At 45.2% G+C, this 19407-nt stretch carries 13 protein-coding genes; 3 read left to right on the forward strand and 10 right to left on the reverse strand.

Translation table 11 applies throughout. The features are described from left to right. Positions 1-402 precede the first annotated feature (402 nt). The gene (locus AZI87_RS14140; protein WP_063208475.1) at positions 403-1065 is read left to right on the forward strand and encodes a hypothetical protein; all 663 of its coding nucleotides are present in this window, start codon (positions 403-405) and stop codon (positions 1063-1065) included. Between the two features lie 293 nt (positions 1066-1358). Here the strand turns inward: AZI87_RS14140 and murJ are convergent, their stop codons facing one another. The 3 genes from murJ to uvrB all read right to left on the reverse strand — a co-directional run bounded on the left by murJ (position 1359) and on the right by uvrB (position 6982). Further along, a complete protein-coding gene (gene murJ / locus AZI87_RS14145) occupies positions 1359-2924 on the reverse strand; it encodes a murein biosynthesis integral membrane protein MurJ (RefSeq protein WP_063208477.1) in 1566 nt (521 codons plus the stop codon). Continuing rightward, positions 2921-4810 carry an excinuclease ABC subunit UvrC gene (gene uvrC / locus AZI87_RS14150; protein ID WP_063208479.1) on the reverse strand — a complete coding sequence of 630 codons (1890 nt, stop codon included), beginning with the start codon at positions 4808-4810 and terminating at the stop codon, positions 2921-2923. The genes murJ and uvrC overlap by 4 nt, the downstream gene beginning before the upstream one ends. 93 nt (positions 4811-4903) lie before the next feature. Next, on the reverse strand, positions 4904-6982 hold the full coding sequence (gene uvrB, locus AZI87_RS14155) for an excinuclease ABC subunit UvrB (RefSeq protein ID WP_063208610.1): 2079 nt from the start codon (positions 6980-6982) through the stop codon (positions 4904-4906). A gap of 144 nt (positions 6983-7126) precedes the next feature. Between uvrB and AZI87_RS14160 the strand changes: the two genes are divergently transcribed. After that, positions 7127-9418: a penicillin acylase family protein gene (locus tag AZI87_RS14160; RefSeq protein WP_253696838.1), complete on the forward strand. Its 2292-nt coding sequence runs from the start codon at positions 7127-7129 to the stop codon at positions 9416-9418. Positions 9419-9559: 141 nt separating this feature from the next. Further along, positions 9560-10066 carry a DUF333 domain-containing protein gene (locus tag AZI87_RS14165; RefSeq protein ID WP_253696840.1) on the forward strand — a complete coding sequence of 169 codons (507 nt, stop codon included), beginning with the start codon at positions 9560-9562 and terminating at the stop codon, positions 10064-10066. A gap of 65 nt (positions 10067-10131) precedes the next feature. Here AZI87_RS14165 and AZI87_RS14170 read toward each other — a convergent pair whose 3' ends face one another. The 7 genes from AZI87_RS14170 to recG form a co-directional block, all read right to left on the reverse strand. Further along, a complete protein-coding gene (locus tag AZI87_RS14170; RefSeq protein WP_063208483.1) occupies positions 10132-10617 on the reverse strand; it encodes a hypothetical protein in 486 nt (161 codons plus the stop codon). Positions 10618-10767: 150 nt separating this feature from the next. Beyond that, a complete protein-coding gene (cysS, locus tag AZI87_RS14175; protein WP_063208485.1) occupies positions 10768-12216 on the reverse strand; it encodes a cysteine--tRNA ligase in 1449 nt (482 codons plus the stop codon). Positions 12217-12223: 7 nt separating this feature from the next. Beyond that, a complete protein-coding gene (gene gltX / locus AZI87_RS14180; RefSeq protein ID WP_063208487.1) occupies positions 12224-13705 on the reverse strand; it encodes a glutamate--tRNA ligase in 1482 nt (493 codons plus the stop codon). Positions 13706-13884: 179 nt separating this feature from the next. Next, positions 13885-14379 (reverse strand): CarD family transcriptional regulator, encoded by a 495-nt coding sequence (locus tag AZI87_RS14185; protein WP_063208489.1) that lies wholly within the window; start codon positions 14377-14379, stop codon positions 13885-13887. Positions 14380-14555: 176 nt separating this feature from the next. After that, positions 14556-16697, reverse strand: coding sequence for a S8 family serine peptidase (locus AZI87_RS14190; protein WP_063208491.1), 2142 nt, complete (start codon positions 16695-16697; stop codon positions 14556-14558). A gap of 98 nt (positions 16698-16795) precedes the next feature. Beyond that, positions 16796-17203: a hypothetical protein gene (locus AZI87_RS14195; protein ID WP_063208493.1), complete on the reverse strand. Its 408-nt coding sequence runs from the start codon at positions 17201-17203 to the stop codon at positions 16796-16798. A gap of 63 nt (positions 17204-17266) precedes the next feature. Beyond that, on the reverse strand, positions 17267-19354 hold the full coding sequence (gene recG / locus AZI87_RS14200; protein ID WP_063208495.1) for an ATP-dependent DNA helicase RecG: 2088 nt from the start codon (positions 19352-19354) through the stop codon (positions 17267-17269). Between the last annotated feature and the right edge of the window lie 53 nt (positions 19355-19407).

The raw sequence follows: 19407 nt of genomic DNA on the forward strand, positions 1-19407 counted from the left end.
ATCTATCTATCTATCTATCTCTTCGGCCCTTGCTGGATATTTAACTCCAGAAGTACTTGTACTTCTAGAAAGCCAAGTGCACGAGAGGAAAAATAATTTACTGCACACTAAATTAGGATGAAGTTATAACTAACCCCGCAGCGAGGGCGCCTCGCGTCGATTTCAAAAATTAATGCACTTTTCTCTTGTGGCTATTTTTTGAATCTTTAATTCTCGGTTCACTTGATAATATTTTTTAATACAAGACCGGTCTTGCAATTCAAAAAATCATCAAACCTAGAGAGTTTCGGGCATCTATAAAGATATTTAACCGACCTATAAAGTAACCAGTGTTCGTTAAGAAAAAGTCGAAAAATCACCTCAAAAATCCCGTGGTATAGTCACCTTGATTAAGAGGTACCTATGACACTTCAAAATATTTCTAATGATGAATTGATCTTTCGAATGGAAAAATTGGTGCGCACGGAGCGTAAGATCACTCATTTGGTTTTGTGGCATATTGCCGAGATTGATTCGCGCAAGCTTTATGCGGATCTGGGGTACGACGGAATGTATGCTTATCTTACTCGTGGCCTTGGATATTCTGAAGGCAGTGCTTATCGTCGATTGCAGTCTGCCCGTCTTTTGAAGAAGGTTCCTGCCGTTGCTGAGAAAATTGAAACTGGTAAGCTGACCTTATCGCAACTAACGCAAGTTCAGAAGTGTATTAATGAGAGCAAGAAATCCGGCGAAAGAATTTCAGAGCAAAAGACCTTGGATGTTTTAAGCAAGCTTGAAAATAAAAACACCTTCGACACTCAAAAGACTTTGGCTTTGGAAATGAATCTTCCGATCGAAACACATGAGAAAATCAAACCGCAAAAGGACAGCTCAGTGCGAATTGAACTAACACTTACTCAAGAGCAGTTCGTCGAGTTAGAAAAAGCGCGCAGCCTTATGTCCCATATTTGCCCGGAGGGAAATTGGTCTGACGTCATTGCTGAACTTTCAAGACGCTTTAACGGTAAAAAACTGGGAGCATTGCCAAAGTTACCTCAGCCCGCCATCGCAGCGGGGTTTCAATAGAAAAATTGATGTTCGGTAGTTTTGTTACGTTAACCTACCTTGAACAACCAAGAGCATTCCTCGAAACAATGCATAGAATCTCCACTGAGTTCGTAACTGTTTTATAGATTGCCGTATCCCCTTGAAACTTAACTATGCTCAAAATGAAATTAATAGGCCGGCATTATCGGACAGAGATTTACAACATGACGATTTGTTCGGGCTATAGCAATGACATTACGATCTTTTGCCATAGATCATGTTGTCACGACTTCTATCGGAGCGACTAGCAACGGCCATTCGATTCGTGAAATCTATCTTCCTAATCGGCGCAGGATTTTATCGGCCACGGATTTGGTTTGTTCAATTTTGAAAGCGTATCCTAATCCGAAGTACAGTAAGCCGTAGATAGAAAGAGCGATGGCGGCTCTAATGATAACATGGAGATCGGACTGCAGGACGAAGCGAGCAATAGCGGCTCCTGATAATGCGGAAATAATGGCGGCGGACCATACTTTGATTTGGAATGGGATTTTTAATCCCGTGTGCCCGATTTTTTTATTCAATGATTTGCGGAGGAAGTAGAATTCGATCCAACCAGCTAATCCAGCTGACACCGTCAAGCCGGCCGTTCCCCACTGGCGTTCGAAGCCCAAGGTTTCAGGTAAGTAGAATGCGAAGATCACACCCAAAATAGTTGTGAAGATCACGCGGATGATCGCAAACTGAAGTGGCGTTTTTGTGTCTTTCAATGAATAGAAAGTCGAAGAATACAAGCGCCCTAATGTGGTAGCTAAAAGCCCCACAGAATAACCAGCCAAAACCATCCAAACGAAATCAGTGTTTTCCTTCTGGAACTCACCTGTTTGAAAAACCGCCCCCACAATCAAATCACCTAAAAAGAAAAATGCGACTGCAGAAGGAATCACAAAAAAAGCGATTTGTTCAAGTCCCCGATTCAAACGCTTTTGCAGATATTCTTTGATTTCTAAATCAGACCCCGTCGCTTGCGACATAGCGGGTAACTCTGCCACAGAGACGCTCATACCAAATAAACTCACGGGCAAAAGATAAAGAGTTTGCGCATAGGCCAACGCAGAAACGGCTCCTGTTGGAAGCAAGCTCGCTAACATATTGTCGATATAAGCGCTGATCTGAACTACACCACGGGACACAACCACGGGAGCAAAATTCTTCGTGATGGAACGAACGCTGTCTAATTTCAAATCCAATGAAGGAAAAATCTTTTTCCCCAGACGAAGTGCGGAAGGCAATTGAATCGCAAACTGCAAAAAGCTTCCGGCAACAAGTCCCCAAGAAACTGTGACCGCCAAGTCATACTGACCCTGCTTACTTCCCCACATCACCAACGTGAAGATGATTGCCAAGTTCCAAATAACGGGAGCCACATACGAAAGAAAAAACTTACGGTGAGAATTTAAAATCCCCAAACACCAAGCCGACATAACCAAGAATCCCGTGCCCGGGAAAAGAATCTGCACGATCTGAATTGTCAAAGCGCGCTTTTCACCTTGGAAGCCTGGAGCAATAAGATCAATTAAGAAAGGAGTTGCAAAAACGCCCACTAAAACCAAGAAGGACGTCATCAGGAATAGAAGACTGCCGATAACAGATGCGACCTTCGCGGCTTCTTCGTCGTGTTTTTTTGCTAAGAGCTGAGCATAGACTGGAATGAAGCTTGCGGAAAGCACACCTTCACCAAAAAGATTTTGCAGGAAGTTGGGAATTTTTAGGGCCGCTTTAAAAGCATCCCCGGCATCCGAGTTTCCAAAGAAATGAGCGAAAACTCTTTCACGAACCAGCCCTGCAATACGACTTAAGAATATTCCCAAACCTACTAACAGGGCATGACTTTTCACTCTTCAACCTCAGCATCTTCATCATCTGGTTCATTCAATTGAAGCAGAATGCGCTCCGCCAATACACGGTTGAAACCTTTAAGGGTTGCAATCTCTTCGGGTACGGCACCCTTGATTTCATCAATAGAGTTAAAGCGAGTCAAAAGAACTTTCTTTCTTTTTTCGCCCAATCCCACAACATAATCCAGTTCGCTTTCCAAAGAACTGCTTTCACGAAGCTTACGATGGTACGTGATGGCAAAGCGATGGGCCTCATCACGAATGCCCGTCAGAATATGCAAGGCCTCCGCGTTATGCTTAAAGATCACCGGATTGGACCTGTTAGGGAGGAAGAAGCGTTCCTCGGTCGACTCCACTTCTTGCTTCTGGAAGTCACTTTCCGTCCGCGCCTTCGCCAATCCCACAACCGGGATATCGCTACGGCCAATCTCTTGTAAAATACGAATGGCTTGAGTCAATTGCCCCTTACCACCATCGATCACAATAAGTTGTGGATCTTCGTACTCAGTATGCTTAAATCGACGACTCAAGACCTCATACATAGAGGCGAAGTCGTTAATGCCTTGAACCGTTTTAATTTTATAGCGACGATAATGTTCTTTCGCCGGAACACCATCTTCAAAGACCACTTGAGAAGCGACGGTCTCCGCCCCTTGGAATGTCGAGATATCATAACACTCAATACGGCGAGGAAGCTCTGGCAAGGAAAGTTTTTCTTTGATTTCGTCCAAACCGCGAAGTTTTTCTTCGGACTTAGAGACGTATTTTAAGAAATGAGCTTTGGCATTTTCATTCGCCATATCAATCAAATTGCGACCACGCTCATCCGTCGCAAATCGCACAACGACTTTGTTACCGGAGCGTTCTTTTAAGACTTCACCCATCAACTTTGTTAAGTCATTGCCAATATCCACGGTCAACAGGACTTCGTCCGGGATAAAGTTGTCTTCGTAATACTGATTCAGGAAGTCCACCAGCCATTCGCGTGGGTCTTCCGCCGGATCATTAGGATCAAAATGAGGTAAGAAGTGAGATCGAGTTCCAATCACCCGCCCTGAACGAACGTGCACAGTTTCCACCAAGCAACCACGATGATCGCCAAAGAAACCCACCGCATCCTGATCTTTTTCAGACGTGTCATTGATAACGGCTTGTTTTTCTAAAATGGCTTTAATCGCTTGTACAGAATCGCGTAGACGAGCCGCCACCTCAAACTTTTCTTCTTCGGCCGCGACCATCATTCTTTCGGTGATAGATTTCACGACCTTCTTATTCTGTCCTTTTAGAAATAACTTCGCGCCTTCGACTTCTTCACGGTAATCAGGCTGTGTGATGTAATCTACACAAGGTGCTGTACAACGGCCAATCTGATAAGTCATACAAGGACGCGTGCGAGATTTAAAAACCGCATCAGTGCAATCACGAATCTTAAAAGTTCGATTTAAAAAACGAATGGTGCCTTGAACAGCAAATCCAGAAGTATAAGGGCCGAAATAAAGCGACCCATCCTTCTTCACTTTGCGAGCAACGTAAAGACGAGGATAATCATCAGCCCAAGTAAAACGAATGTAGGGATAAGCTTTGTCATCACGAAGACGAATGTTGTACTTCGGACGGTGTTTTTTAATTAACGAAGCTTCCAATAAGAAAGCTTCGACTTCGGTTTTAGTTAGAATGTATTCAACTTCATGAATATTCTGAACTAGCAACCGCGTCTTGGGTGAATGATCCTTGCTGTCCGTAAAATAACTTCGAACACGCGCGCGCAGATTCTTCGCCTTACCGATATAGATGATCTTATCGGCGTGGCCCTTCATCAGATAGACCCCGCTTTGTACCGGGAACTCCCTGACTTTATCGCGCACTTCCTCAAACTTAGAAATCATATCAGACCCTCCGCTGCAAGGCGCGAGGAGGAAGGCGTACATCTCGTACGTCGACGACGAGCAACGCAGTCAGAGGAGGGTTTGAGATGATTTCTACTTAAGGCCATCTTTGAGGACCTCTGCGCTGGTTTGCTCCACTTCTCCGCTGCGGATGTTCAGTTCAATGATTTGCAAACGCTTGATTTCGTCGCGAACCTTCGCGGCTTCTTCAAACTCCAGCTCGGCCGAAAGTTTTTTCATCTTCGCGCGCAGTTTAGCGATCTCTTCTTGAAGTTTATCCGGCTGACTCGAGAACTTCGTAACCACAGCTGCAGTTTTATTTTCTCCTTGCAGAGGACCGCCAGCCAAAGTTCCGTCAAACACTTCGCCCAGTCCTTCTTTGATTCTTTTACGAATCGACTGCGGAGTGATGCCGTTATCCTCATTGTACTTTTGCTGAATGCGACGACGACGTTCGGTTTCACCCATGGCTTTGGCCATGCTTTCGGTGATGGTGTCTCCGTAAAGAATCACATGCCCATTTAAGTTACGAGCCGCACGGCCAATAGTTTGAATCAACGAACGCTCCGAACGCAAGAAACCTTCTTTGTCGGCATCGGTGATACCAACAAGACTGACCTCTGGGATATCCAAACCTTCTCTTAACAAGTTGATACCCACAAGAACGTCAAAAACTCCCAAACGCAAGTCGCGCAAGATTTCTGTACGTTCTACCGTCTGAACTTCACTGTGCAGATATTTAACTTTAATACCTAAATTTTCATAATACTCAGTCAAGTCTTCCGCTGAACGTTTCGTCAACGTCGTAATAAGCACACGCTCATTCTTTTTGATACGATCACGGATCTCTTTTAACAAATCATCGACCTGGTGTTTGACCGGACGCACTTCAACGACAGGATCAATCAAGCCTGTCGGACGAATGATCTGCTCAACGATAATACCTTCAGATTTTTGCAACTCGTAAGTCCCCGGCGTTGCCGATACATAGACAACCTTATCCATCATCGTTTCAAACTCTTGAAAGTTTAAAGGTCGGTTGTCTAAAGCCGAAGGCAAACGGAAACCGTGTTCGACCAAAGTCATTTTACGAGCACGGTCTCCACGATACATCCCCCCGATTTGCGGCACGGTCACGTGGGACTCATCGATAAAGGTCACGAATTCTTTCGGGAAGTATTCTAAAAGTGTCGGAGGTGGTTCACCCGGCCCACGGCCTGTCATGTGACGAGAGTAGTTTTCAATCCCCTGACAGAACCCCATCTGCTCCATCATCTCGATATCATAGTAAGTTCTTTGCTCAAGACGTTGAGCTTCTAAAAACTTCACCTCTTTATTCAGATCAACCAGACGTTCACGCAGTTCATCTTGAATCGTGCGAATCGCACGTTTTAAGTTGTCATCACTAGTGACGTGATGGCTTCCGGGATAAATACCGATTTGATCAAGCTCTTCTAAAACCTGACCTGTTAATGGATCAATCCAAGAAAGACGCTCGATAAAGTCGCCAAAGAATTCCACACGCACGGCGCGGTCTTCTTCATATGAAGGAAAGATTTCGACATTATCGCCGCGAACGCGCACAGTTCCGCGCGAAAAATCCACGTTGTTACGCTGATACTGAATACGTATCAACTCACGAATCAAATGATCGCGCTTCATCTCGGTATTCGACACGATTTGAATCATCATGCCTTCGTAGGCTTCCGGAGAACCCAAACCGTAAATACAAGAAACGGAGCTGACGATGATCACATCGCGACGATCAAACAACGAGCGCGTCGCTGAGTGGCGCATACGATCGATCTGTTCGTTGATCGCAGAGTCTTTTTCGATGTAGGTATCCGTCGACGGAATATAAGCTTCCGGCTGATAATAATCGTAATAGCTGACGAAGTACTCAACCGCATTGTGCGGAAAGAGTTCTTTAAACTCCGCATACAGCTGGGCCGCCAAAGTTTTATTCGGAGCCAGCACCAATGCCGGTTGATTGAGTTTCGCAATAGTGTGCGCCATCGAAAAAGTTTTTCCCGATCCCGTCACACCCAAGAGTGTCTGATGTTTTAATCCAGCATCAAAGTTTTCCATCATCTGCTGAATCGCACGCGGCTGATCCCCAGAAGGTTTATACTCAGATACTAGTTGAAAGTTCTTTTTATAAGCAGAGGCCATCCCTTCGAGCATAGCATAATTTTGAAAGGTGCCTGCTTCTTTTTTGGGTCTACATTGCGTCAATCCAAAGTCCAGTCCTTCATTTCTGCATAGTGACATGGAAAGTCCCTTGCTTCGAGCTGAGCTCCGTTCGAGAGTTTTACTATGAAAAACTTAAAGCGAATTCTGCTCGTTCTTACCGCTCTGATCTGTATAGCTGTCTTTGTCGTCTACTTTTTTATGAAGCAATCCGTAGCGCCTATGGACGGACAACTAAAACTGGAAGGTCTTTCTGCTCCGGTCACAATCACTAGGGACACTTTCGGCATTCCGCACATCAAAGCACAAAACAAGATCGATGCTTTAAGAGCCTTAGGTTTTGTCATGGCAAGTGAGCGTCTTTTTCAAATGGAACTTTCACGCCGCATGACTCAAGGAGAATTGAGTGAGGCTTTTGGAGACGTGGCCGTTACCAGCGACAAACTTTATCGCAGCCTCATGATTAAACCTGCTGTCGAACGCATGCTCAAACACGAAAAAGAAACAGGCACCTTTGATGAACGCCTGTGGAGCGAGATGGAAGCCTATTTCGACGGCGTTAATCAGTACGTCGCCACTCGCCCCTTGCCTTTTGAAATGAAAACCCTAGGGCTGAAACCCCGTCCATTCACCCCAATGGATGCTTACGTCATGACCGGCCACATGGCTTATAGTTTTGGCATCGCTTTAAAAGCAGATCCTTTGATGTCAGAACTGGCAAAAAAACTTTCTGAAGAACAGTTTCAGGCTTTAAGAAACAACCCTTTGACCGCGCCGCTAAAGATTGTCAGTAACAGCCTTGCGTTACCAGCTCTTACTGAAGGACTATTTACTCCCCACTTTGAAGGAAGTAATGCCTGGCTGATTGCCCCCAGCAGATCACAATCAGGAAAAAGTATTTTCGCCAACGATCCCCACATTGGTTATGCACTGCCCGCAGTTTGGGTGGAAGCGCATATTCAAACACCGGAATTTGAACTTTACGGTCACTATCTTCCACTCGTTCCCTTTGCGATCTTAGGTCACAACCGTCATCATGCTTGGGGTTTCACTATGTCTCTTTCCGATGACATGGATCTTTATCGCGAAACTTTGGACACTGAGAAAAAAACGGTGCTCTTCAATAAGAAACCTGTCAGCTACCAAGAGTGGAACGAAGTAATCAAAGTGAAGGATGGCATCGACGTCACTTTACCTATGATTGAAACTCCGCACGGACCCTTGATGGACGGAATCTTCACAGAGAAAAATCTGGCGCTAAAGTGGGCTTTTCATAGAAAAGAAAACAACCCCATGAAAGCCTTACGCATGATGGGCGAAGCAAAAAGCATGGCCGAGTTTGAGTCTGCCTTAAAATCGGCAACAGCACCGGGACTTAATGTCATGTACGCTGACGCCGATAACATTGCTTGGTGGATCTTCGGTGATATCGCCGTTAAAAAGAATCCAAATTCAGACATGCTTCTTGATGGAGCTTCTGGCGATGATGAATACCTTCGCCTTTTAGAGTGGAACGAGAAGCCCCATTCTGTGAATCCACCTTCAGGGTTTATTGTGACTGCGAACTCACGCCCCGAAAGTCTTCCAACAAACATCCGCGGAGATTTCCAAGCCGATGACCGCTATCAAACTATCGTCAAAGCCCTTTCCGAAAAAGATGTGTGGAATGCAGAAGAATTTAAGGCCCTGCAAACGGACAACTACAACGCCTTTACCCCAGAAATCTTAGAAAAACTGCTGGCAGATCTTCATTTATCGCCAGAAGAAAACAAAAAATATGAAAAAGCCCTGCAAGATCTTAAAGATTGGAATCATCGATCCGATATCTCGTCGACAGCGGCAAGTCTTTACCACCAGTGGAATAGCGACAACATCCAACTTCTGCTGCAGAAACTTTCAAAAGAGGAACGCCAAACTTTCCTTAACACCCCTTACGCTTGGCAATTCTATCGTCGTACGATCTTGAACGAAACGGCGCCTTGGTGGAAAGACTTGAAAAGACCTGAAGTAATCACTGCAGGTTTCAAAAAAGCGATTGAAAAGGTGCAAAACAAAACCTGGGGCGAGATACATACTGTTGAATACATACATCCTTTAGGCAGAACTGCGCCCTTAAATAAAGTCTTCAACTTAGGTCCCTACCCCATTCCCGGAGCCTACAATGAAATCAACAACAACAAAATGCGCGGCATGGGTGGCGACTTTAAAGTTGTAGCCGGTCCATCCACTCGCAGAATCATTGATTTCGCCTCACCTCAAAAAAGCTGGGGCATCAATCCGATCGGTATATCTGGCCATATGCTCTCCCCGTTCTATAAAGATCAAGTTCATCTTTTTATCGAAGGCAAATACCGCGAACAATGGATGGATGACAAAGATATCGAACAGGTTAAAACCCACGTGCTTACCTTAGAATAAGCCCGATTTTCGTTTACATCTATTGCAGTTTTATAAGGGCTCAGACCAAATGCGGAGCCCTTCTTTGTATGATTGCAATCTCACCAAAGAATAGCTCCCCGCCTAAAAATCTCGTGCCATTCTGGATCCCATACAGGAGGCATGATGAAACTTTATAAACTTTTTTCCGCTTTGGTGGTTTCTTCGTTCTCCCTGCAAGCCTGGGCATATCCCAGCGTGGGAGACAAAGTTCAATGGACAGGCACGGTTCAACAACGTGATGGCACTCAAAAATCTGTGCGCATCGTAAAAGAAGTTGTTAAGTTCGATAAAGAAACTAAGAAGTGGACCGTCAAATACGAAGCCACGATGGGAAATGACGTGGTTTCTGAACATCTGGAAGTGACGGACCTTTATTCTCCAGAGCGCTTTAAGCAGATTCTTGCTAACTGCGTGACTAGTGGAGGTGTCTTAGAAAAAGTTGAAGCTCCTCCAGCCGGCACTTATGACACCTGCAAAATGACGACTAAAAATGCAGATGGCTCTATCGTAGAAAAATGGTGGGGTAACATCCCTTTCGGCGTCGTTAGCAAAAGTACGAAGGCCGTCGTAAAAGGCAAAAAATTGGCGGACATCCCGGATCTTCAATCTATCGTCGCTGGTCTTTAAGAATAATAAAAAGGGAGCACGAAGCTCCCTTTTTACTAGAAAAGTTTTTAGAACACACGAGCGACTTATTTAGCCGTCTCTTTTACTTCCACCGTCGTCGTTAAGAACCCATCACAGAAAGCGCTTCCGCAGTTATTGCGAAGTTTACGTTCATCACTGAACATCTTTGTCGCATCAATCGTATAAGTCACCTCTTTGAAGGTCTCATCATACACCTGCGCTTTGATTTCATAAATACCAGCGGCAATTCTTTGAGCCGAAATAAACTTATAAGCCTGTTCCGTAATTCTGAAATCAGCAAAGATATTTCCCATTTCCGCAAGACTTGCTAACGTCAGATAAATCGCATGTCTTGGCGATACATCCGTGCTCATTCCATAATCCGTGACGACAACAGAAACCTTTAAATTTGAAGACCCTGGTGAATCTTTATCCACCAAACGAATCACTTGATCGATTGAAGAGGGATTTATTTTCTCTTCAACTGAAGGTAATGTGCGGGCTTGCGCCCAAGAAGAGGCCAATAAGAGAGTAGCAATTAAAAGACGCATAAAAAGCTCCTTTGATTTTGAATGACGGGATCTTATCCGATTCAAAATCAAAGGAAAGAAGGCACACAGAAATTACAGAGGATTAATCAGAGAGCTGCAAACTCACAGCCCTTTTTGAAAAAAACGCCAGGCGAGGCTGGCGTTTTAAGATTATTTAGTTACTTCCCAGAAACTTCCTGTCGGCGTGTCGCTGACAGAAATTCCCATTCCCGTCAGTTTCGCACGAAGCTCATCGGATTTTGCAAAGTCCTTGGCCTCACGCACCTGAGTGCGTTCCGCAACCAAGGCATCTACATCCGCGCGCTTCACGTTCATTTTTGCAAGTAGCATATCATCAAGCTTAATCAAGAAAGGACCCGCAGGCTCTTGGAACAGGCTTAAAAGACGACCGAGTTTAGCGACAAAGTTTTTAAATGCGACAGCCTTCCCTTGAACCGCCGGGTTTGATTTCATGCCACGACGAACTTGAGAATTAAACTGACGAACGACTTCGAACAAAGAAGCAAAAGCCTCAGGTGTTCCGAAATCATCATTCAAAGCCGCTTCCACTTTCTTCCAAGCTTCTTGCGTGATTTTTTCAAATCCAGCATCGGGAGCAACACCTTCGGCTACATAATCATCCGCCAAAGAAAGTGCAGAATAAATACGTGCTAAGCCCGACACAGCCCTTTCAACAGCTGCATCACTGAAGTCACTCATTGTACGATAGTGAACCGAAAGAACCATCCACTTATAGATTTCCGCGTTGTTCGTCTCTAGGAACTCACGCATCGTTACAACATTACCTAAGGACTTCGACATTTTCTGTCCGCCGAAGTTCAGCATATTATTGTGCATCCAGTATTTTACAAAGTGCTTACCGGTGCATCCTTCACTCTGTGCGATTTCATTTTCATGATGCGGGAAAATCAAATCCATACCACCGCCGTGAATATCGATCTGATCACCAAAGATTTTTTGAATCATCGCCGAGCATTCGATATGCCAGCCGGGTCGACCTGGCCCCCACGGAGAAGGCCAAGACACTTCACCTGGCTTCGCCGCTTTCCAAAGAGCGAAATCCATCGGGTTGCGCTTTTTTTCATCGATATCTACGCGGGCGCCCGCCTGAAGTTCTTCAGGGTTGCGACCACTCAGCTTACCGTAGCCCTCGAAGGAAGCGATGGAATACATCACGTCCCCTTGAGTTTCATAGGCAATATTCTTTTCAACCAAAGTCTTCACCATATCGACGATGCCGTCCATATGTTCTGTCACCTTCGGATTGTGATCATGGGGACGAAGACCTAAAGAAGCGAAATCTTTTTTATACTCCACAATGTACTTTTCAGATAAAGCATGAGGATCCATACCCAGTTCATGCGCGCGATTGATAATCTTATCGTCCACGTCTGTGAAGTTCAGTGCGTAGTCCACTTTGTAACCAGAAGACTCAAGCCAATTACGAACTAAGTTAAAGAAAACAACTCCACGGAAGTTTCCGACGTGAAGAAAGTTATAAACCGTCGGACCGCAGACATACATTTTCACCTGACCCGGAGTCAGAGGCACAAATTCTTCAAGCTGCTTAGACTGAGAGTTGTAAATCTTTAAAGACATCGTTCACCTATAGTTGAGCCAAAGCTTTTTCCGCACGCGCGATCAAAGAATCTTTTTTCATCAATGGCACCAGGATTTTTAATTCCGCGCCATGAGGTTTTCCGATTACAGCCACACGAATCGGCATGAAAAGGTTTTTACCCTTTGCACCCGTTTTATTTTTCACTTCATCTTGGATTTTCAAGAACTCTTCTTCCGTCATATAGTCAGACGTATGAGCGCTCACGAGTTCTTTCCAAGCCGTCAAGACTGCTTTCGTGCTTTCCCACTTCATCGCCTCTTCCGCTTCCGGAAGAATCACGTACGATTTGTCATTCAGTGGTTTATAAAGCTCAATCGCATCCGACAAAATTTCCATGTACGGCTTAAACACCGTGATGGATTTATCCTGCCATACCGGATCTTGCGGAAGCTCCATTTTCTCACGCGCTAAGAACGGTTGAATCGCATTCCAAAGTTCCATATTCGGAAGAGCACGCAAGTGTTGCGCATTCATCCATTTAAACTTCACGCGGTCAAAGATCGCGCCTGAAGGATTCAGACGAGAGATATCAAATGCTTGAATCATATCATCAACCGACATGATCTCTTTACCTTCCGGATGAGACCAACCAAGAAGAGCGATGAAATTCAAAACCGCAGAAGCTAAGTAACCTTCTTCTTTTAGAAGACCACAAGCAACCGCACCTTTACGCTTAGAAAGCTTTTGGCGATCTTCATCTAGAATCAAAGCCATGTGACCAAATTCAGGAAGTGGCCAATTCAAACCTTCATAGATCATCATTTGACGAAGCGTGTTTGGCAGATGTTCTTCCGCACGGAATACATGCGTGATCTTCATCAAGTGATCATCCACAACACAGCAGAAGTTATAAACTGGCATACCGTCTGAGCGCAGAAGAACAAAGTCCCCGACCATGTCTGATGGGAATTTCACTTCGCCACGAACTAAGTCGTTCAAGGTGTAGTCTTTCGCCAAACCTTTGGTTTTAAAACGAACCACGCCTTTATTGCCTTTTTCGATATGCTCTAAAGCTTTTTGCAAAGGCCAATCTTGGTAAGGAGAATTCACATGCGGAGAACGGCCCGCGGCCTTCGCCTCTTCACGTTGCTTTTCAATTTCTTCGTCAGTCAAAAAGCAGTAGTAAGCTTTGCCTGCGTTTAAAAGCTGATCCGCATATTTTTTGTAGATATCTTGGCGCTGACTTTGACGGTACGGCCCCAAAGGTCCCACATCTTTCAAGGTTTTCGGATCCACACCTTCCGCCCAAAGAAGATTCAACCACACCAGGTCATCCACCACGCCACGCAAAGATTCTTCCGTGGAACGAGCCTCATCGGTGTCCTCGATACGAAGAATGAACTCACCGCCATTTTTCTTAGCGTAAAGATAGTTGTAAAGAGCCGTTCGAGCTCCCCCAACGTGCAAATAACCCGTCGGAGAAGGTGCAAAACGAACACGAGGATGAGGCGAAATTTTTGAGGTCATGAGAACTCCAAGTTGCCCAGGCACAAATAAAAAAGGCCTGGTTAGAAACCAAGCCTCGAATTTATTATGTTTTTTATTCTAAGTCTACCACTCAAGGTCGATCAAAAGGGTTCAGCTGCAAGGCGGAGAGAAGGAGGACCCCCGACAACGCAGTCAGATGGGCCCTTTTCATCGACCGACTAGCCTGTGATTCCGAAGATGGCCTTCACTTCTTCTTCCATGAAAAGCTCTTCTTGGCTCGTCGCCAATGTCAGCTCTTTCAAAAGAAGACTGCGCGCAGAATCAAGCATCTTGCGCTCACCGAAAGAAAGCTCTTTATCTGCTTTCAACAGGAATAAATCGCGTAAAACTTCAGCAATTTCGAAAACGGAACCTGTTTTGATCTTTTCCATGTACTCACGGTAACGGCGGTTCCAAGTTTGATTGTCGATTTTGATGTCTTTTTCTTTAAGAATGCCCACGACTTTGTTGGCTTCGTCTTTAGAGATAATAGGACGAAGACCCGCAGATTTTACGTTCGTAGTAGGGATCATGATTTTTAAGCCAGTGTCGACCAGTTGCATGTTGTAGAATGTTGTTTTAGTTCCCAACATTTCTTTGGTTTCAATAGAAACCACTTTTACAACGCCATAGCCGGGATAAACAGCATTATCACCAACATTAAACGTCTGCATTCGACCTCCCCCTTAATTGGACAGAGTTTCAACCTCGTCTGTTCTATCAAATCTGACGCAAGTTATCAAACGAGAGCGGGGTGTTAGGAAATATTTTCAGAGGGTTTTTCAGAACAAAAAAGGCCTGGGATTACCCAAGCCTTTTCTTAAGCATTTCAGCTATTTAAACTAACAAACTAGAGCTCTGTTGCAGTGTAAACAAGAGCGTAAGCTTGCGAGCCATTCTTACCTTGCGGAACTTTAAAGCCTTTTACAGTGAGCTTATAAGATCCAGCCGGAAGACCGGACTTTTCAATCATTTCAAGGTTATTGACGTGATCATTCATGCTGAGAGTCTGACCATTTGGAAGAGTCAAAACTAAGTCTAAGTCATTTACGAGGGCTTGAGCCGCATTCGCTGACCCCGGAGCATCGGTCCAAACAAGGTTTGCGTAAAGCTTTCCTTCACGAGCCAAAGTGAACTCGTAAGAAACTTCCTGACCTTGCGCCACACCTTGGCGGTTGTCGATGAACTGAGTTTTTGAACCCAAATTCACGATGTTTTGAACGTCCACGCGACCATAACCTTCATCCGAATTTGGACGACGAGTCAAAATCTCTTGCCCGCGAGAAGCGCCGATTTCACCGAACTGACCCGGATACATATCCACTGCCGTGTGAATCATTGTCGCTTTCATCAAAGCCGCTGATGGTTTCTGGATGTTTAATTTTTCAACCAACGCCTGACGAGCTACGGCTGCTGCCCCCGCCGTTAGTGGCGTCGCCATCGAAGTACCACCCGACCAAACATAGTCTTTATTGTAAGCGCCCCATAATTCAGAAGCGTCTTTTTGTTGAGACTTCACGCTCAAGATGTTTGTGCCCGGAGCCACGATATCTGGTTTCACACGACCATCCGAAGTGGGTCCACGTGAAGAGAACATCGCAATACCGTTTTCGTTGTTAGAGATGTAGTCGCTGTAAATCGGCTCTGAAGGCCATTCGTCTTTAGCAGCTCTTAATTTGCTGATTGGAACTTGGATACCACCTGTTGTAACCACGTTTTCAGAAGCGCCGACAGTAAGAACGTTTTTCGCTGTTCCTGGAGAAGCCATAGAGTTTGCATCAATACGACCGTCTTTGTTTTTATCCGCACCGCTGTTACCAGCCGCGAAAAGAACAAGCATATCTGGGTTGTCGTACAACCAAGTATCTACTTGAACCGCAAAGTTATCATAAGCACCAAACGTACGAGCACCACCCCAAGAGTTTGTGTGAATGCTAGCGCCATCAGTTTGGGCTTTTGCAAACAAATCACCTAGTTTGGATGGAACGCTTAAGTTCTTAAGCATTGGTGACCACATACCTTCCGCCACCATTTTTGCTTCATAAGCGCCACCTTTTAGAAGTCCACCAGAAGCTTTTCCATTTCCCATCACCGAACCCGCTACGTGAGTTCCGTGTCCCATGGGGTCGTCCCAAGTTTTTGACCAAAGACCGAAAGGATATCCCGAGATCACATTCCCCGCGAAATCCCCGTGAATCGCATTCACGTTTCCAGAATCTAAACCTGTGTCTGCCATAGATACGATTTGGTTACGACCTGTGAAACCCTGCGCCCAAGCCGCCTGGAATTTCATCACGCGCGTTCCTGGCTCATCACCAGTAAGATCTGAATAATCTCCCGCCGCTGTTGCATGAACATCTGCTGCCAAGTCTTGATCCATCACGAAATGGAAGGATTCAATCTCTGGAGTTGGCTGAACGTGCTCAACACCTGTTAAAGCCGCCACCTGAGAAACAAGTCCGCGAGGAACTAGCGCCATCACTGAGTTTCCATCAACAACTTGAAGTTCTACTTTAGGATTTAAGGCTGCCATTTTTGAAGCCACAAGATCTGCATCTGATGCTTTAAATGTCTTCACAAGAACGGATTGAACAGTGTCTTTATTGAAAACGCTCGCCACATCAAATGAGCTGCTGACTTTGTAAGAAGCAGAATATTTAACGACGGCTTGAACTTCTGGATGAGAATTTTTGAAGCTCAAAAGCTTTGCGTAAGTGCTGCGCACAACCAAAGCATCGTCAGGAAGATAGCCGAAAACTTCAAACTGAGCCTTCAATGTGGCTTTGTCGGCTTCAGTGATCGCCTTTTTAAACTGAACGATATACTCCGTTGGCTGAGTTTCCATCATCCAAGAAGCTGCGTAGTTGTTAGAGATTTTAGTAGTGTCAACCGCACCGCTGTTCATTTTCAAAACAGTTCCGGCACTAGCGGCACTCGCAGTCAAAGCTGCAATCGCCGTGGTTGTTGTGATGCTTTTCACAAGACGAATCATCTGATACCCCCTCATAGGGAAAAATCACATCACGACCGAGGTCGAGTATCAAATGGAATATTTATGTCGCACTGAGTGAAAACTCTAAGTCTGTCGACCTAGAGTTTGTGTGCCATGACGGCCAAGGAAAGGTTTCCTGCCATTCTACCTTTGGAATTCATGCCGAACTCCATTTCTTGATTTTCTGGAGCGAAGATTTGCGCGCGCTCAGTAACTTTCGACTGCCCCTTCACACGTTTTGTTACGAGAACATCCATGTAAAGACCGTTTTTGTTTTTCACCTGAGACTTCTTGGCAAAGACTTCCACCAAAGTTTCCGTTTGCCCGTCATCAGAAAACTGGCTGACGAAACTTTTTTTGCCGGATTTTGCCACCGTATTTACAGAAATAGGCGACTGACCTTTAATACCGACACGCATACTGACTTTATATGAGGGAGGAGCTGCCAAAGCAGATAAAGAAATAAATAGAGAAGCTGTTACTACGCTGAAAAATCTTGTTGTCATCTGAACACATCCTTGTGATCCACATCAGAATGACTTAAAAAAAATTTCTTCGCAACTTTATTTTTATGCTATTCCCGCCAACGCTGCAGGCCCATGTTCGCGGAGTAATTCTTCGCGCAGTCTTTGATTTTCTAGATAAGCAAGCTTCGGATCTTTTTTCAAAACTTCAAAGGCCGCTTCGCGCGCTTGCTGCAGGATCGCCATGTCACGAACCAAGTTTGCAAGTTTGAAACCGGAAAGACCTGATTGACGAGTTCCCATGAATTCACCCGGGCCGCGCATTTCAAGATCGAATTCGGCAATTTTAAATCCGTCGGATGTTTTTTCCATCATCTCGGTGCGCTGGCGACCTTCTTCTGAGACCGCGTAACCCATGATGAGAATACAGAAACTTTTGAATTCTCCCCGTCCGACCCGGCCGCGCAATTGATGAAGCTGGGACAATCCGAAGCGCTCAGCGTGTTCGATGATCATGATATTGGCGTTTGGCACGTCAACACCGACTTCGATCACCGTTGTTGAAACCAAAACTTGGATTTCCTGATTGCGGAATTGAGTCATGACCTGATCTTTTTCATCGGGTTTCATTTTTCCGTGCAAAAGACCAAAGCGAACATCGGGAAACTGCGTTTTTAGTTTTTCGTATTCAGAAACCGCATCCTTGAGATCAATCTTTTCGCTTTCTTCCACCAGCGGATAAACGATGTAAGCCTGACGCCCTTTTTTTAATTGATCCAACATAAACTGCAAAGCTTGCGGTCGTTTGCTTTCATAAGTCACCCGCGTTTGAATCGGACTTCTGCCTGCTGGCATTTCATCAATAATAGAGACATCCAAATCACCATACACCGTCATCGCCAAAGTTCGCGGGATCGGTGTCGCGGTCATCACTAAAAAGTGGGGCGACTTGCCTTTGTTCTTTAAAACACCTCTTTGCTCAACCCCAAAACGATGCTGTTCGTCGATGATGACAAGACCTAAATTTGCAAACTGCACTTCATCTTCAATCAAAGCATGAGTGCCGATGATCAAGTCTATCTCGCCAGCCTGAAGAGCTGCTAGCATTTGCTTTCTTTCAGAGGCTTTTGATTTTCCCACCAGCAAAGCCAAACGGACACCCAAAGGCTCAAGGACCTTACGGGCATTTTTAAAGTGCTGCTCTGCTAAGATTTCTGTGGGTGCCATCAAACAGGATTGATAGCCGCTTTCTATGGCGTAAAGTGCCGCCATAAAGCTGACCAGGGTTTTTCCGCTCCCCACGTCCCCTTGAACCATACGGTGCATAGGATGGGTCTTTTCCATATCAGATTTGATTTCGCCAAAGACTCTTTTTTGAGCATTGGTCATCGTGAACGGCAACGAAGCTTCCAGGGCTTTTAACTTTTCCGCTTTGTTCTTGATTTGCGGCGCACCCTCTTTTTGAAATCCTGTTTTTCGTGATGCCAGGTAAAGCTCTAACCAAAAGAATTCATCAAAGATGATTCTTTTTTGTGCGGCACTTTTAAACTCCGCATATTCCTGAGCACGGCTGGGCTCAGGGAAATGGATTTCCTTCAGGGCATCTTGACGCTTTTTTAGCTGATATTTTTCTAAAATCCATTTAGGCAGGGCTTCTTCGGGCCACTCTTCCATTTGCGCAAAAGCCGCACGAACAAGCTTCATGATTTTTGCCGTCGCAAGGCCTTCGATCTCGGTATACAGAGGAATCAAAGCATCCTGGGTTTCTTCGTCCGGTTCAATATCGCGAATGTCGGGATGATGAAACTCAATGCGCCCACGATATTCGATCACTTTCCCCACGACGCGCACTTCGGTGAAGGGCTTAAACCTTTCAAAGTATCCCTTATAAGGAACGCGGAAATATTTGCAGTGAATTTGTCCCGAGGAATCGCGAACAACCACGTCGTACATTTTCCGTGTCGAGCGTCCCATGTTGATACTATGAACTGTCACAACTTGAGCCTTGATGCTGACAATGTCTCCTGGTTTGAGACTGGAAATGTTGCGAGCGGCTCTCTGATCTTCGTAGGCTCTGGGATAGAACTCAAAGAGGTCCCCTAGAGTCTTTAATCCCTTGCGAGAGAAGAGATCTCCGAGCTTGGGTCCGACTCCCTTTAGGTACTGAATCTGTGTGTCTAGACGAAGGGCCATCGCCTTCGATTATTCAGGAATTTCTATCTAAGTCAATGTATCCATGGCAGAAT

The sequence above is a fragment of the Bdellovibrio bacteriovorus genome, assembly GCF_001592745.1.
Classification (GTDB): domain Bacteria; phylum Bdellovibrionota; class Bdellovibrionia; order Bdellovibrionales; family Bdellovibrionaceae; genus Bdellovibrio; species Bdellovibrio bacteriovorus_B.